The following is a 17,090-nucleotide window of genomic DNA, read 5'->3' as shown; positions in this document are numbered from 1 at the left end:
CTTACTTGTCTGACTGTCGTTTAGATCTCGTCGATGGACGAAGACTCGAAACGGGTAGAGATGTTGATACCGAGCTCTTCAGCGGCGCGGTATGCCTCATCGTCGGCGTCGCGGAGGCTGACGACATCGCCAGCTTCGTTGAGAACCTCAACGTTGAGACCGAGGGACTGCATTTCCTTCATGAGAACACGGAACGACTCGGGGATACCGGGCTCCTGGATGTTCTCGCCCTTGACGATGGCTTCGTAAACCTTGACACGGCCCACGATGTCGTCGGACTTGATGGTGAGAAGTTCCTGAAGTGCGTAAGCGGCACCATAAGCTTCCAGTGCCCACACCTCCATCTCACCAAAGCGCTGTCCACCGAACTGTGCCTTACCACCAAGAGGCTGCTGCGTGATCATCGAGTAAGGACCCGTTGAACGTGCGTGAATCTTGTCATCGACAAGGTGGTGCAGCTTCAGGATGTACATGTAACCCACAGAGATGGGCTCAGGGAATGGCTCACCGGAACGACCGTCGAACAGACGGGCCTTACCGGAAGCACCGATGAGGCGCTGTCCATCACGAGTAGGTGTGGTCACATCGAGCAGACCAGCGATTTCCTCCTCGAGAGCACCGTCGAACACGGGGGTTGCAACCTTGGTGCCTGGGGCAGCCTCGAATGCTTCTGCAGGAAGGTTTGCAGCCCATTCTGGGTTGCCTTCAACCTTCCAACCCTGCTTCGCGATCCAGCCGAGGTGGGTTTCCAAAACCTGACCGAAGTTCATACGACCGGGAATACCCAATGGGTTGAGTACGACGTCGACAGGAGTTCCGTCTTCGAGGAATGGCATGTCTTCAACGGGGAGGATCTTGGCGATAACACCCTTGTTTCCGTGACGACCAGCAAGCTTGTCACCTTCGGTGATCTTACGCTTCTGGGCGATGTAGACAACAACGCGCTGGTTGACGCCCGAGCCGAGCTCGTCTTCGTCGTTCTCTGCGTCGAATACCTTCACACCAATGATGGTTCCGGCTTCACCGTGAGGCACCTTCAATGAAGTGTCGCGAACTTCGCGGCTCTTCTCGTTGAAGATAGCGCGCAGCAAGCGCTCTTCAGCAGAAAGCTCGGTCTCACCCTTAGGAGTGACCTTACCGACGAGGATGTCGCCGGGGCGAACCTCAGCACCGATACGGATGATGCCGCGCTCATCGAGGTTAGCGATCAATTCAGGGGACACGTTGGGCAGGTCGCGAGTGATCTCTTCCTTACCCAGCTTGGTGTCACGAGCATCAACGTCATATTCCTCGATGTGAATCGAAGAAAGAACGTCGTCCTGAACCAGACGCTGGGAGAGGATGATTGCGTCCTCGAAGTTATGACCTTCCCACGGCATGAATGCCACAAGTAGGTTCTTACCCAGAGCCAATTCACCGTTTTCGGTGGCAGGACCATCAGCGATGACCTGACCTACCTCAACACGCTCACCAGCGGTCACGATGACACGGTGGTTGTAGCTGGTGCCCTGGTTCGAGCGGTCGAACTTGCGCAGGAAGTAGTCCTCGGTTCCACCAGCGTCGAGCTGAACGGTGACGACATCAGCCGATACCTCAGAGACAACACCAGCAGCGTTAGCGAGGATCACGTCACCAGCATCGATTGCGGCGAAGTTTTCCATACCGGTACCAACCAGTGGGCTTTCGCTGCGCAGCAGTGGCACAGCCTGACGCTGCATGTTGGCACCCATAAGTGCGCGGTTTGCATCGTCGTGCTCGAGGAATGGAATCAGCGAGGTACCAACAGACACCATCTGACGTGGAGACACGTCCATGTAGTCCACCTCAGCCGCAGGAACGAGTTCAACCTCGCCACCCTTACGACGAACCAGAACACGCTCTTCAGCGAAGTGGCTGTCCTTGGTTAGTGGAGCGTTTGCCTGTGCCACAACGAAGTCATCTTCTTCCGAAGCGGTGAGGTAATCGATGTGCTCGGTTACCTTGCCCTTGACGACGCGGCGGTAGGGGGTCTCAATGAAACCAAAGGCGTTGATACGCGCGAAGGATGCGAGCGAACCAATCAGACCAATGTTGGGACCTTCAGGAGTTTCAATAGGACACATACGTCCGTAGTGAGAGGAGTGAACGTCACGAACCTCAACACCTGCACGCTCACGAGAAAGACCACCAGGGCCCAGAGCGGACAGACGACGCTTGTGGGTCAAACCAGCAAGCGGGTTGTTCTGGTCCATGAACTGTGACAGCTGAGAGGTTCCGAAGAACTCCTTGATTGCTGCCACAACGGGACGTACGTTGATCAGGGTCTGAGGAGTAATTGCCTCAATGTCCTGAGTGGTCATACGCTCGCGGACAACGCGCTCCATACGGGACAGACCAGTACGAACCTGGTTCTGGATGAGCTCACCGACGGCGCGGATACGACGGTTACCGAAGTGGTCGATGTCGTCTACGTCGAGACGAATGTCAACCTTCTTGCCATCGCGAACACCGGGGAAGGTCTTCTCGTCGTTGTGCAGAGCAACCAGGTACTTGATGGTTGCAATGATGTCTTCAACGCGAAGAACAGAGTCAGTCAGCGGAGCTTCAAGACCGAGCTTGCGGTTGATCTTGTAACGACCAACCTTGGCCAGGTCGTAACGCTTGGGGCTGAAGTAGAAGTTGTCCAGCAGGGCACGTGCAGCTTCAGCAGCAACCTGCTCGCCTGGACGGAGCTTGCGGTAAATGTCGCGTAGTGCGTCTTCCTTGGTGAGGATGGTGTCCTTTTCCAGGGTCTGCAGGATGGAGTCGTAACCGGCAAACTCGGTTGCGATTTCTTCACTGGTCAGACCGAGGGCCTTGAGGAAGACGGTGACAGACTGCTTACGCTTACGGTCGATACGAACACCAACAGCGTCACGCTTGTCGATTTCGAATTCGAGCCATGCGCCACGGCTAGGAATGATGCGTGCGGAGTAGACGTCCTTGTCGGAGGTCTTTTCCTGTGCACGCTCGAAGTACACACCGGGTGAACGAACCAGCTGAGACACAACAACACGCTCGGTGCCGTTAATGATGAAGGTTCCCTTTTCGGTCATGAGGGGGAAGTCACCCATGAACACGGTCTGGGTCTTGATTTCACCCGTGACGTGGTTCATGAACTCAGCCTCGACATAGAGAGGAGCAGCGTAGGTCTTGCCACGCTCCTTGCACTCGAAGATCGAGTACTTCTCAGGCTCGAGGTAGGGGTTGGTGAAAGAGAGCTGCATGGTCTCATCGAGGTTCTCGATGGGAGAGATCTCTTCAAAGATCTCTTCAAGACCAGTGCGTGAAGGCAGGTCCTGGCGACCTTCCTTCTTTGCTTCCTCCACACGCTTCTGCCAGTGTTCATTTCCGACGAGCCAGTCAAAGCTCTCGGTCTGAAGTGCCAGAAGATCGGGAACAGTCAGAGTGTCCGTAATCTTCGCGAACGACAAGCGCGATGCACTACGGCCGTTCTTGATGGACTTGGTGTCTTTTGCGTTGCGCGCAGCAGCCAAGGAAATAACCTCCGTGGGTCCGTCATGGACCATCATGGTTGTGGTTGGTGTGGGATAAATTGCAAACCCGATGAGACCCGCTAAAGTGGGGCCACTCGTAGAGTTCTCCACGAGATTGTTGTACTGTCACCCCGACCGCAATATGAGGGCATGACAAAACATCGAGCGCAAATTACAACTCTATAACGGTTTGCGGGCCAATGTCTAGTTGGATTTTTCTGGTGGTGTAAGCACATGGCGAACAACCCGGCCATCACCCTGAAGTCTTCCGGCCTGCGCGCAACCATCGAGCCCGATCCCTATCAAGACGGCGCTTACATCCTTGATATCGATGGAACCCCCCAATCTCATGTCTTTATTGACGATCCCAGCGAGCTCTTTTTTGAATACATTCGTCGCATTGGCCACGTCCTCGACCAAGTTGGCGAAACCGGGGCACCAATTACTGCAGTTCACTTAGGCGGTGGCGCTCTCACGCTCCCCCGCTATATCGAGGCAACTCGTCCAGGCTCCAGGCAACAGGTCATCGAACTCGAGCAAGACCTCATCGACTTTGTCCGGGAGCACCTTCCCTTGCAAAAAAATGCAAACATTCGTATTCGTTATGGCGATGCTCGTGAAGTCCTGGGCAAATTGCCCAGTGGACTTCACGGCAACGTCGACGTGGTCATCGTGGATGTTTTTAGTGGCGCCCGCACTCCCGCTCATGTCACCAGCGTTGAGTTCTACACCGAGGCAGCCAAGCTTCTAGCTCCTACTGGTGTGCTCATTGTTAATGTGGCCGACGGTCCAGGCTTAGCTTTTGCCCGGGGTCAAGCAGCAACACTGAACGCCGTCCTTCCCCATGTGATTGCTTTGGCAGAAACACAAGTTCTCAAAGGGCGGCGCTTCGGAAATGTGGTTCTCGTGGGAACCCAGGATCCTGCCATTGGTCACTGGCTTCCACGCCTGCTTGCTGGTGGACCGCACCCAGCAAAAGCTGTTGAGGGTGCAGAAATGAAACAGTTCATTGGTAGCGCCCCTATTGTGTTGGACACCACCGCAATAGCCTCCCCCACCCCGAATAAAACGATCTTCCAGATTTCGAAAAAGTAGTCATGGCAGATCTGGAACGAGTAACCAAGTGGGCGGATGCCCTCATCCGCCTGCATCTTGACCCCGCTGTGTGGAGTTTCGGATTCGACCATGCTCGCACGCGGGCAGGTCTGTGTAATTTCACAGAGAAAAAGATCTCTGTCTCTAGGCACTTAGCAGCCAAATATGAAGACGATGAGGTCCACCAGATTCTTTTGCACGAAGTTGCCCACGCGATAGCAGGACCCCGTGCCGGGCACGGCCCAACCTGGAAAAAGATTGCCTACGACTTGGGATATGACGGCAAGCGTACCCATGACGGAAGCGCGGCACATGAACTTGCCCCCTGGCTGGGAACCTGCCCAGCAGGGCATGAACACTACCGTTTCCGTCAGCCCAAAAAAGTCCTGAGCTGCGGTGAATGCGGCCGCGGATTTAATCGTGCCAATTTAATTCACTGGGAAAAGCGAGAAATCAGCTAGCGTGTGAAGTGAGGGGGATATCCCCCACACAACACCAGGGGCACCCATGAACGTCTTTCTCCGACTCACACTCGATTGCGAACCTGATGTTGCCTGGCGAGCTATTGCCAACCCGAAGGTGTTCACGGCGGTTTCCTCTCCCTGGCTCAAGATTGTTTCCAAAGAACAAAGTGGCTTTCCTCAGGCGTGGATAGGTGATGGACCCCACGAAGTTTCCATGCGCTTATTCGGCATCATCCCGATGGGCCACCAAACCATTGACGTCAGTTTCACCCAGCGTCCCGGCGGCGTTCGCATGATGATTGACTCAGGCAAGCCGCTCAGTGGTCCCATGAAAATGGTCAAGAACTGGGATCATCGCATGGCCATCTCACCTGCAGATAACAACCAGACGCTTTACCGCGACCGCTTGGTCGTCAAAGCTGGACTGCTCACGCCCTTTGTCTTTATAGGGCTGTGGACGTTCTGGCAGATTCGCGGAGCAAAGCTGAAGAAGCTTGCCCCAACCTGGAGCTAGAACTTAGTCGCGCTGCGATTCAGATTCGTCGAGCGAAACCATGGCATCCGCCGAAGCCAGTGCCTTAAGCTCGAGTGAGAATTCACGCATTGCCTCACGCTGACGTTCGAGGCTGTCACGACGACGCTCTGCCTTCTCCATCATTTCGAGAGCGTGCTCGTCGAAGAGGATAGCCAATGTTTCAGCGCGTGAACGAGCACGGCTAATCAGGTTGGTTGCACTCTCACGTGCTGCGTTGAGAAGAGCTTCAGCATCTGAGCGGGTTGTTGCAGCAAAGTCATCCATCTGCTGGTTGAGACTTTGTGCTTCTTCTTCCGCAGCGCGAAGAAGCTCATTCGCTTCCTGAGTTTGTGCTTCGACAAAAGCAACAGCTTCTTCGTGGCGGGCAAGACGCTCACGCTCTGACTCTTCCATTGCGAGCTTGATTTCACGCTCAATACGAAGCTGTTCACGCTCGGCAATCTGACGCAATGTTTCCAGCTCAGTCTTTGCGTCTTCGATCTCTTGGTGCAAACGAGCGCGAACATCAGCAGCATCACGCTCTGCTTCGGCAAGCAGAGCAGCGTCACGACGCTGCGCAGTTTCTTTAGCGGTGTTGCCCTGAAGAATGAGAGATTCAGCCTTCATGTTCAGTTGAGCAATTTCACGCTCAACTTCTAAGCGCTTATCTTCAATCGACTCTTCAGTCTCGGCGAGCAATGCAGACGCTTTGTTCTTGGCTGCGCGTGTAACTGTTTCTGCCTCAGCTCGAGCAGACTCGCGAACAACCTTGGCGTCTGCTTCGGCATCGGCAACAAGCTTGTCAGCCTGTTCTTCTGCAACACGGAGGGTTTGCTCAAAGGCTGAACCTAAATCGGCGAAAGTGGGTTTGGCGTTAGAGCGACGAAGAGCGTCACGGAAGTCGGCGAGCTCACGTTCCAACTTTTCAACAGTTGCAATACCTGAGCGAGTGCTCTGGCGAAGTTCTTCCATGCGTGCTTCAGCATCACGGAAGACACGCTTGACGTCATTGGGGTCATAGCCGTTGCGACGAACGGTCTTAAAGGAGCGGGTCAGATCCATTTTCAGCCCTACCGTTTCATCTCATCGGTTGGGGAATCATCGTTCATGTCCAACGCTTCGACGGTGAGTTCTTCAGCGAGCTCATCATCTGCTACGGAGACATAGTTCAACAGGGTGTCGTCATCTTGGTTCTGCTCAGAAAGAGCAATGATGCGAAGTTCTGAATTGAAGGCTTCGACAGTCTCACGTTCGGTGTTGATGCCGTCGAGCAGGTTTTCGCCGTTTTCCAGCAAGATTGCTGAACGTTCTTCGAGACGCTCAGTTAAGGTGTTGGCACGAGCACGAGCACGGCGAATAATTCCTGCCGCAGTTTCGCGAGCTTCGCGAACCAAGGCCACACCCTCCTGGCGTGAAGCTGCATAGTTCTTTTGCGATTCGACAAGAATCTCGCGAGCACGTTCACGTGCAATGTCCAGATTCTTTTGTGATTCTTCAAGAAGCCGGGCGATATATGTTTCGTTTTCAGCGATAAGGCGACCGTTGTCACGCTCCGCCTTAGCGCGCAGAACGTCAATCTCTTCTTCGATGCGACGCTTGTCCCGCTCGTGAACCTGACGCAAAGTTCCGATCTCACTTCGTGACTGTTCTATTTCTTGAGCAAGCTCTGTTTCGAGGGTTTCACGCTTTTGAGCGCCCTCAATGGTGATTGCTTCTGCAATCTTCATAGCCTCATCATGCTGAATTTCAGCGTTAGCGAGAGTGGAACGAGCGGTACTCAGTGCGTCATTGAGTTTCTTATCTGATTCTTTAATCAGGCGTTCAACACGTGCCTCAGTGTCGGCAAGGAGCTTGGCTGCCTGCTTCTTGGCGTTCTCTGTGACAGTTGCGGCTTCTTCTTCGGCAGAGCGTCGAGTGAGAGCGCTTGTCGTCTGGGCATCAGCGATGAGCTTGCCAGCCTGTTCTTCGGCAACGCGAAGAGTCTGCTCGAAAGCTGCACCCAGGTCGGAGAAGGAAGGCTTTGCACTGGCACGCTTGAGAGCACTTCGAACTTCAGCAACCTCACGAGTGAGGGCGTCGATACGCTTATCAATTTCTGCGCGCTCCGATTCCAGGCGTGAGACCTCAATCTGCACGTCAGTCAGCGCTACGTTAACCTGCTGGGGATCTAGTCCTTTTTTGTCAGGCACAACGGGAAGTTCGATATCCACGATGTCCTTTCGCCTCGACAAACCTGGATTAAACAATCTGAATCAGTATACGGGCAGAATTTAGAGCAAAAACAGGGGTTTTGTATAAGCCGGGGGTTATCCCCTTGACCGCATTTCTTTAGTTCAGTGCTCCCACAGAAGCCAGCGCCGCGCGAAGTAATGCTCCGCGACCACCTTCCATTTCAGAGGTCACGGCATCGCTAGCTGCTTCGCGAGGTGTGAGCCAGGTAATTTCCAAAGCGTCTTGACGCGGGTCACAGGTACCCGTGACGGGGACCACATAGGCCAAGGAGACCGCGTGTTGGCGTTCATCAGTGAACTGCGAGATGCCCGGAAGAGGAAAATACTCAGCCACGTGGAAAGGATTGGGATTAGCAGGCAGGAGCGGGAACGCCATGGGGCCTAAGTCTTTTTCAAGGTGGCGAAACAGCGCTTCGCGTAGAGTCTCGCCATACATCACTCGGCCTGAGACGATGGTGCGGGTCATTTCGCCGGTCGAATTAGCGCGAAGTAACAATCCAACTTCGGTAACAACACCGAGACCGTCAACCCGAACAGGCACCGCCTCAACGTAGAGAAGGGGAAGTCGGCGGCGGATCGAGGAAAGCTCGTCGTCACTTAGCCAGCCGCCGTTGGGATCAGGAGTTCGCACGCTCATGACCTATTTCTACCGGAATCAGAGCTGTGGCTGTGGGATATATCCCGAGCGAGCCAGAACTCAACTTCGAACTGAAAGTTCTGAAAACTAGAGAGCAAATATTGGAATATCGGCTAGAAGTACTACTTTGTTGCCCGAGTTACGAAGGTCAAATTTGACAGTGACCTCAGCAATAAGTTCGGACCCGGCACCGACATCGAAGTTTTCAGGAACTGGGGTGCCATCATTTTCAACCCACATTTGAATTGTCTGTCCAACGCGTCTGACGGAAATGGAAACTTCTCGAGCAAAGCCGTGCTTTACTGCGTTAGTCACGGCCTCCCACATGACGTCAATGAGTGTTGCCCGAAGCACGTCGTTGGTGGCGATCACTGGTTCAGATTCAGAATCCTGATTGAACGAGATTACAAGACTCTCTCCCCACAACGATCGAAGCTCTTCCACAGCCTGGCCGAGCATCGGATACTCCTTGGCTCCCACTGTGAAGTTAGCTACTGCAGCCAACTCCTGCTTGATTTCCTCCAGCACAACATCGCTGACCGAGCCCTTTGAAATTGCTGTTTGGAGTTTCAAAGCGACGGCAATAAACACTGACTGAACGTCACCATGAACGGTGCGGGAGAGTTCCATTCTTTGCGCACGGAGAAGACCTCTAATCGAAGCTAGCTTCCACCTCAGGTCGTTATTGATGGCATTGTTTTCAGCCAGAATGCGCGCGCGCTCACTTTTGAGGCCTGCAAAGGAGGCAAAAACACAACACATAATGAATGTTGCTACGGGGTCAAGGATGAGCAACGTAGCAGTCAGCGAGCTAAAGCCATCGCGTTGAGTTTGCGCCAAGGGTAGCCAACTGAGATACGCGGGAACGAAGGAGACAATAACAAACCAACAGAAAATAATGACAAGACGGGTTGTGAATAAGACCCTTGGCAAGTGAGGTACGAGGAACTTCTTACCCAGCCACAAAAACAGCCCTGTCAAAGAAACAAAAAGTGGATAAGCCAAAATTTCTGGAAAACCTGGTTTCAGCGCAGACATAGTTGATGCCCCGATTGCTGCCCAAATCAGGGTAATTGGAAGGGGCCGAAATGGCTGAGCAAGTGTTGAAGCTCTCACTAGATCTTGTACGGTTCCTGTTCCCAGACCTTTATCGGCGGTCGATGTGCTGGGGATTTGTGCACCGGAAAGAAGTTGTCGACTCAAAGGACGTACCACTGTTTCTGCAACGCCCAATAAGTTCTTTACTACAGTGCGATAGGACTCAACAGATTGACCCGGGCTGGCTTGAACTGAGATTTCATCAACTGCGGCAGTTAGCTTTGAGTTGATGCTTTCTAGCATCAATGCACGTTCAGAATCTAACTCTGACTGGGCATTAGCTGTAAGTTCTGAGAGCCGTTTTCTACTTGACATTAACTCTCTCAGTGAAGCTTGGAATGCGAAGTAGTCGTTGACGAATGCTGCTGCGACTGGCAGTAGCACGAGGCCAACGAGTGCTCCTCCGCCGAGTCTAAATTGCCAATTAATTGACTCTAAAACTCCACTCCACTGGCTCAATAAGCCAATGAGGCCACCACGTAGTGCGCCAATAAGCGCATATCCGAAAAGCCCGGTTGCGAGTCTGTAACGCCGTGGAACTGTAGAAAAAACCACTCGACCATAAAGAATGAAAAAAACGCCAGCAATTACAGAAGCGGAGACAACAACTGCGGCCCAGGCAAAAAAATTACTGCCGGTCGCAGCAGGATCCGCAATAACAGCTAACAGCGTCGCTGGAACTACAACAACCAAGAAAGTTGGAAGCGAATACGCTTTATCCCCCATGACACGCTGGGTGAGTAGCGCGAACCACTTCTTTATCACTGCACTAGTTGATTTCTCGTGCCGTATCAGACAGGAATTGAAGAACCGCGTAGACGCGTGGGTTAGCGTCCTCAGGTACCTTCAAAGTGCTGTAAATAGCTGTCAACATATTCACCACTGAATTGGGAGCCAACTCCATCTCGGCAGCAATCGCTTCTGTTGATTTACCTGTCGCCAGCAAACGCAACACCTCGAATTGGCGAGCTGAAAGTGCCGCAACTCCTGTTCCTTCCCGGGCATCAACCCGTAATGCAAGTTTGGGATCGATGACCGAGTAGCCACGTGCAGTTGACCTTATCGTTGAAGTCAAAACTTCCAAATCGGTCGAGGAGGACTTAGCTAGATAGCTCCATCCGCGTTGGGTATCTTTCGGCAAAGTCCTTACCAACTCCAAAAGGTCTTTCTCCGACAAAAGAAGAATGCCGATGTGTGGTTGGTCTCTTCGGAGGCTAACTCCAAGTCCAATTCCATTTCCGTCCGGTAGATCAATGTCCAATATGGCGACATCAACCTCGTTCTCGTGAATCATGGCGCGAGCGGCTTCAACCGTGCCTGCAGAAACAACAACCTCGATGTCATCAACCGAATCAAGATAAGTGGTCAGCAACTCCCGAAAAAGCTGCTGATCCTCAACAACAGCAACTCTGATTGAGTTCATGGAAGGCATGACGTGCTTTCGTTTAGATACAGATTTAACAAGAATCAGCGTGATTCTGGGTAAATGCAAGGACAAATGTGGGAAAACCCCTCATTGTCTATGGAGAGCACTTATCGCAAATCAGTCTGGTCTGCCGTCAACGTATCGATAGGTTTGTGGAACGTCCTTGTCCTCGTAAACGTCGGGTTCTCTTGTGGCAGGAACAGCAGTTCCCGCCAAGGTGTCCATGAGTTTGACATATGAGTCAGAGTATTCAATCTTGAGCATGTGAGTTCCAGGCTTGAGTCGTGAATACTTTGCATACGCAACGAGAGTAACTCCAGCTACGAGGGAAACCAGAACGCTAAATGGTCCGGGCCCTCCAAAGAAGTTCATGCCTGTTTGTGCAAGGTTTGCAACTTGTGACAACGGCGCAAGAGGAGGATCAGTAATCGTGATGGTGGCATGGGTCCACAAGTTCAACGAGTCCTGGATTGCATAGGCGACCTGCGCGGGATGAGTTGCGTCGAACGAACTATTAGGAGTGAACGTCACGTCACCGGTGGACGTATTCACCGTGAACACACCTTCGTTGACTGTCACTGTGGTTTGTGTGCAAGCAGGTGCAATCTCACTTGAAGAACACAGCCTGAGGCTGGCGGGAACAAGCGTTCCTGTTCCATTCACATCATTAGTAACAGGAGAGAGTGTGACCGGCGTCATCGGTGAAGTCTCTCGCGTATCGGCGACCGCAACAGGTGAGCCAGGAGGTGCGATTGTCGGCAGTAACACTGAAGTAGCTGTGCCAGGGCCCGACAGTCCCGTCCAGTCATTACTGACCTGATAGGTCACAGGAGAGGTCACCGTGCCACTGAAACCAGTGGCTGGAGTGAACACCACCTCACCGGTAGAGGCGTTGAGAACATAAGTTCCATCCGCGGTGGTGACGCTCGTTGCAGAACACGTAGGCGCACTTTGACCAGCACCACACAACCTCAACGAAGCAGCAACAATGTTGGGTGCAGGAGCTGTTTCTCCGGAAGGAACAACTCCAGGCGCATCGTTGAGAAGAGGCTTCAACGTGACCGTTTGTCCATATGCAGCAGAGCCAGTATCGATTGTTGCCAGGGGGAACGGTGGTGGAACAACAACAACTTGAAGAGTGGAGTTCGCTGTTTGACCAAGAGCATCTTGGACTTGATAGTTCACGGTCGTAGCAGTGCCGTGATAGCCCGAAACAGGAACAAACTTCACCACGCCATTCGCGAGAACGGTATAGGTTCCCTCACCTGCAACCGTCTTTGACGTGAGAGTGCAGCTAGGAGCGCTCTGGTTCACATCACACAATTTCACCGTGGAACCAACGAGGCCGGCAACAGCAGCACCAGGAGCGTCATTACCCAACACGGCAACGAACTGTGTTGCATCCACAGCACCACGTGAAGCGTCAGCAGCAGCAGTTGGTGCCGGAGGAACAATAGGAGTCAACGTTGCTATTGCTGTCTGCCCTGTCACATCCGTAACCCGATACGTCACCGCAGTGAGCGTGCCAGGTGTTGCCGAATTGCTGGCAATAAATGTGGCAACGCCTGTGGTTTGGTTCATTGTCCACGTGCCCTCACCCGTGACAACCACCGAGGTGGCAGAGCAGGACGAGGCACCAGTAACGGGACACACAAACTGTGGACCACCAGAAGCGCCCGTCTTCAGCTGAGTACCCGTTGCCAGAGGAGAAGATCCTGACACCGTCGCTGTGAAAGAGACCGTACCTCCAGGCAACACGGCCTTCTGCTCCGAAGACGCAGCAGGAGCTGCAGGAGGTGTCACCGCCGCCGTATACGTTCCCGTAGCTTTCTGGTTCAACGAATCCGTCACCGAATACGTCACCGCAGCAGCAGTGCCCGTAAAGGAAGCAAGCGGTGTGAACGTAACCGAACCTGTCGAATCCACCACATACGTTCCCACACCAGCAACCGTCAACGACGTCTGGGAACAGTTCGGTGCAGTATCACTTGGGCCACACAACTTCACACTTGAAGAAGTCAATGTTGTGCCATAACCGGCAACATCGCCGGTAATCAAACTCACCGACTGTGGCTGGTTCCAGGCACCACTGGTGGATTCATTATCTGTGGTGGGGACACCGGTCACCGTAGCCGTATAGGTCGACGACACCGTCTGACCCGACGTATCCGAGACCTGATACGTCAACGCAGGAGCAACACCACTAAACGATGCATCAGGTGTGAAGGTGATTACGCCCGTCGTGGCGTTCACCGAATACGTACCAGCAGCATTCGTGAGTGACGTAGCCGAACAGTTCGGTGGCAAAATCCCCACCGCGCACAACTTCACCGACGAATTCACAAACGTAATACCGGCACCAGGTGTGTCATTCGACTGGGGGGTGACTGTCTGAGTTGCACCCTTCAACCCCGAGGTCGAATCCGCCGAAGCTGACGAAGGAGCAGGAGCGGAAACAGACGCAGTAATCGTTGACGAAACTACATTCGATGCAGAATCAGAAACGACGTACTTAACCGGGGTTGCAGTTCCCGAGAACGTAGGCAGCGGATCAAAGGTGACGGTGCCGTTGGCGTTCGCCGTATATGTTCCTTCACCTGGAACGGTCAACGTCGTTCCCGTGCACGACCCTGTCGATGTCGATGTTGTGCACACCTTCACACTGGAGGCAGTCAGTGTTGCTCCCGATGACGCATTGTCATTAGTTAAGGGGCTGATCGTCTGATTGGAGTCCCAGGCGCCAGAAGAAAGGTCAGAACCAGCAGCAGCTGGAAGCGAGTACAACGCATTCACGACAGCATTCGTACCAACGACGGTGGCCGCGAGCGGTGAGTTTAAAGTCGATGGTGCTGGCGCACATTCGTTGACAATGACATCATCAAGAGCTAGCTCGGTAGCTGAAGGGAGGTGCCCCCAGCTCAAGAAGGAAATGGTTGTTGATGATGAAGTCGCAACAAACTCAATGGTGTTTCGTGTGACAGCTTTAAGGACCTTGAAATAGCTGCGGGAGTATCCGGAAATATCCAAAGCAGCGATACCAGCCAAACTTCCATAGTTTTCATATGCCTGCAAGAACTGGAGGCGATAAGTCTTTCCTGCAACAGTTGAGATTGTTTGGCTTAGCTGAGGAGGATTGGAACCTGTTCCATACGCTGGCCCGGAGGTTGTGAGGGTGTGCGTTCCTGCAGACCAGCCATCTGCGTTGTAAGTAACCGCAGGAGTTACCGATGCTCCGGCTTCATTGCCGAAGTACACAAGATTTTGGTTATTGCCTGCAGATGTAGTCGTTCTAATACTCGCAATGGGGGCATAATCAAGATTCTTCGACCAAAAAGCGTAAGTATCTGTTCCACCACCAGTAATAGTCCAGTTCGGAATAGTTCCAATTGGAGCGGTCACACCGTTGACTGTTCTTGTCCCGCCAACTGTTCCAAACAAATACATGTGATCCCCAGGTGTATTCGCCGTTGTGAAGTCACCGTTTTGAACAAGGTTTGTAGGAGTAGTTCTATCTAGAACAGAAGAACCCGAAATAGTTCTGAAATTGGATTGAAGAGTGGTCCCGGTTCCGCCACCAGGACAGATCGCAGTCAGATTACTGCTCGCACCGACGGTAGTTCCTGCAGCGCCGGATGAGGTGGTGGAGCTGACAAGGGTTTTTCCTGAAGGACTGTTGAAGCTCACCCTGTATGAGTTAGGTAAAAGGTTGGCGAAAGTGTAAGTGCCATCACTTGCAGTAGTTGTCGTGACAGGGCTTCCATTACTGAGAATGGGGTTTCCCGAGGAATCTAACAAAGTGACCGTCACGCCCGGTATGGCAGTACCTGAAGTACCTCCCCCAGCATCACCTGCTCGGCCGGAAATTGAGGTCGTGCAAAAACCTAACGACGGTGCTTGCACTGTTAGGTTCCGCGATGCAGAAGTCAGCGTCGTCGTCACGCCGCCCAACACAGAAGTTCCAAATGCTCCGACAGTTGTAGCTAAGTCTGGTAAAGAAGACATGGGGCCTAGACCGCTTGGGCATGGATACACCGCTGTGACTCTGGTACACAGTTCTGGTGCGTCACCCACTGCTTTAAGGACCGCCGTTGCGGTTGTAATTGAACCTGTTATTCCGTTAAACGCAACACTAAATGTTGGGGTGGTTCCTGTATCTACAGTGCTCAATGAACTCAAATCTAGGGGACTATTGAGCGAAAGTGGGACATCCACCCAGCCTGCGATGACGGTATTTGATGAATTCTTAATTGTCAGTTTTGCAGAAGTGAATGATCCAGATCCTGCACTACTCAGCATGAATGAAACCCAGGACCGCACCTGTTGTGAGCCACTGCTACATGACATACGAGGAACAATGACGTTGCCTGCAAATGTTGCTGTTGTGGGAGAAAGGGCAGAACAGCCACTTTGACCAGTCAAAATATTGAATGTCTTGAGAACCGGGTCAGTGTGTCTTGCAACCCAAATGCAGTCTTGAATAAGTGGGTCTGGGGTGACAGTGTAATTTTCCGCGAGTGAGGGTGGAAGGAATGCTGCGTTACTTGCCGCACCGTTGCAACGGCCACCCATGCCATTGTTTGCTGCGGCGTCGTAACATAAAATTTCACCCAAATTAGTTCCGGTATTACCGTTGCTCATGTATAGCCTCGAGCCCAAAACAACCGGGCTACCGTAGGTTCGAAAAATTCCAGGTGAAAGACGCGGGAGATTAATGGAACCCGGCGTAAATGTGGAACCGTCTAAGTTCCAGCAAGGTTGATCTGCCCATAGCTGATCAGTCCACGTGATATTTGTTTCATTGCGGAGGTAGCAAATGCCTCTCAAAATTCCCTGAGCATTGGGAATCTGAGCAAATTTGCCCATTTGATTCCAATAGGCACCGCTTGATTGAGCAAGAAAATTACTATTCCAGCCAGCACAGCGATTGCCAGATACTACATTGATGCAATTGACAGTGTTTTGGCCCGTGTCGGTTGAGACAAAAACGTACAAATTCTGCCCAATGAGTTCAACATCACCATCAGCTTGTGCGCCTTTGCTGATCATTGTGTCCAGAGTTGGGACCGAGCAAAGAGCGCGAGTTGCAGTATCAATGCAATAAACCTGTGCGCCCGAAACAGCATTCGTCCTGAGAGCATAAAGTTTTGTTTCCTCCGCTTGACCAAGTTGAGATGCTCCCGTGAAGTAAACCAAGGGCAAGCTAGAGGTTCCGGGGACGAGCGCGCTTGCACCAAAGCATCTAGCTGGCGAACCTCCTCCAACGGTGTTTCCTGTGTTGGCCAAAACAGCAGAGATATCTATGCAATAGAACCCGGAAAGGCTTGCTGCCCAAATCGTGTTCCCCACAACCACACCATGTGCTGCCTCTTCAGTTGAACCACCATAGTTAAATGGAAATCCCACACATGTTGAACCAGTTGCAATAACGTGGCAATCAAGAGTGGCCCCAACTGAGTGGTGAAAAAGATTGAAAACACGTGTGCGACCTGCATCAAAGAATGCTTGGTATCCATCCGTGCCGCTGACTCCAGAAGAGGGAATTGACGCAGGGGTCAGACTTACTGCAGAACCAGTAGCAGTTCCGGTTGCGATTTGGTAGCCATTTCCATCCGCTCCATTTGAATTTATTGGACCGGATGCTCTGACAGCGACGACTGAAGCCCAGCCATTAGTTGTTGTGGGTGCTGTTGTCGTAAAGGTTGTTCCATCAGTGGAGAACGAGAGAGTCCATCCGGCAGGGTAAGTAATGTCGTTTACGCTCGTTAGTTTGACTTTTGTTGGGTCAATAGTTTGTGTCAAGGTCTGGGTCGTTGAGCCCGCCGAAACAACTGGCATGGATGCAGTTAAATCAACCGTGGAACCAGGGGCCACACTAGTGGCAGAAACACTCAATGTCACTGCATCAACAGCTTGAGCTGTATTTGCGCCTGAGGCCACGATTCCTAAAGTCAAAATTGTGACGAGTAAGAATCTTGCCGAGGCCAGTTGACGGCGGCGAAGCCGCCTGAGGGCACGCCGAGTTTTCGTTACTCTCGAGCGAGAAAATAACTGCACGGGCATGCCTCACGTCCGTTAGATCACCTTGAATTCAAGAATGGTCAACTCGCAAT

10 protein-coding genes are annotated in these 17,090 nt (G+C 52.6%); 3 read left to right on the top strand and 7 right to left on the bottom strand.

Annotation, left to right across the window (positions count from 1 at the left end; genetic code table 11):
- Positions 1-20: 20 nt before the first annotated feature.
- The gene (gene rpoB / locus AINA4_RS00820) at positions 21-3,515 is read right to left on the bottom strand and encodes a DNA-directed RNA polymerase subunit beta (RefSeq protein WP_281787667.1); all 3,495 of its coding nucleotides are present in this window, start codon (positions 3,513-3,515) and stop codon (positions 21-23) included.
- A 234-nt stretch (positions 3,516-3,749) separates the two neighbouring features.
- Here rpoB and AINA4_RS00815 point away from each other — a divergent pair, with 234 nt between their 5' ends.
- From AINA4_RS00815 to AINA4_RS00805, 3 genes are read left to right on the top strand one after another with little or no spacing between them, the layout of a single operon-like run.
- Complete coding sequence (locus tag AINA4_RS00815) at positions 3,750-4,610, top strand: fused MFS/spermidine synthase (protein WP_281787118.1); 861 nt, start codon at positions 3,750-3,752, stop codon at positions 4,608-4,610.
- 2 nt (positions 4,611-4,612) lie between these two features.
- A complete protein-coding gene (locus AINA4_RS00810; RefSeq protein WP_281787117.1) occupies positions 4,613-5,071 on the top strand; it encodes a SprT-like domain-containing protein in 459 nt (152 codons plus the stop codon).
- 46 nt (positions 5,072-5,117) lie between these two features.
- Positions 5,118-5,588, top strand: a complete 471-nt coding sequence (locus tag AINA4_RS00805) for a hypothetical protein (RefSeq protein ID WP_281787116.1) — start codon at positions 5,118-5,120, stop codon at positions 5,586-5,588.
- Between the two features lie 3 nt (positions 5,589-5,591).
- On the opposite strand, the gene AINA4_RS00800 is transcribed toward AINA4_RS00805, so the two are convergent.
- The 6 genes from AINA4_RS00800 to AINA4_RS00775 all read right to left on the bottom strand — a co-directional run bounded on the left by AINA4_RS00800 (position 5,592) and on the right by AINA4_RS00775 (position 16,917).
- Complete coding sequence (locus AINA4_RS00800; protein ID WP_281787115.1) at positions 5,592-6,650, bottom strand: hypothetical protein; 1,059 nt, start codon at positions 6,648-6,650, stop codon at positions 5,592-5,594.
- Between the two features lie 8 nt (positions 6,651-6,658).
- The gene (locus tag AINA4_RS00795) at positions 6,659-7,798 is read right to left on the bottom strand and encodes a hypothetical protein (protein ID WP_281787114.1); all 1,140 of its coding nucleotides are present in this window, start codon (positions 7,796-7,798) and stop codon (positions 6,659-6,661) included.
- Positions 7,799-7,916: 118 nt separating this feature from the next.
- Entirely contained in the window at positions 7,917-8,456 is a 540-nt protein-coding gene (locus AINA4_RS00790; protein ID WP_280799381.1) for an NUDIX hydrolase family protein, read from the bottom strand.
- A gap of 87 nt (positions 8,457-8,543) precedes the next feature.
- Positions 8,544-10,319 carry a hypothetical protein gene (locus tag AINA4_RS00785; RefSeq protein WP_281787113.1) on the bottom strand — a complete coding sequence of 592 codons (1,776 nt, stop codon included), beginning with the start codon at positions 10,317-10,319 and terminating at the stop codon, positions 8,544-8,546.
- 4 nt (positions 10,320-10,323) lie between these two features.
- Positions 10,324-10,977: a response regulator transcription factor gene (locus tag AINA4_RS00780; RefSeq protein ID WP_281787112.1), complete on the bottom strand. Its 654-nt coding sequence runs from the start codon at positions 10,975-10,977 to the stop codon at positions 10,324-10,326.
- Positions 10,978-11,097: 120 nt separating this feature from the next.
- Entirely contained in the window at positions 11,098-16,917 is a 5,820-nt protein-coding gene (locus AINA4_RS00775; RefSeq protein ID WP_281787110.1) for an SdrD B-like domain-containing protein, read from the bottom strand.
- Positions 16,918-17,090 lie beyond the last annotated feature (173 nt).

This window comes from Aurantimicrobium sp. INA4 (assembly GCF_027924525.1).
GTDB lineage: Bacteria > Actinomycetota > Actinomycetes > Actinomycetales > Microbacteriaceae > Aurantimicrobium.
Note: the sequence above shows the minus strand (reverse complement) of the source record. Positions and strands in the feature narration are given on the sequence as shown.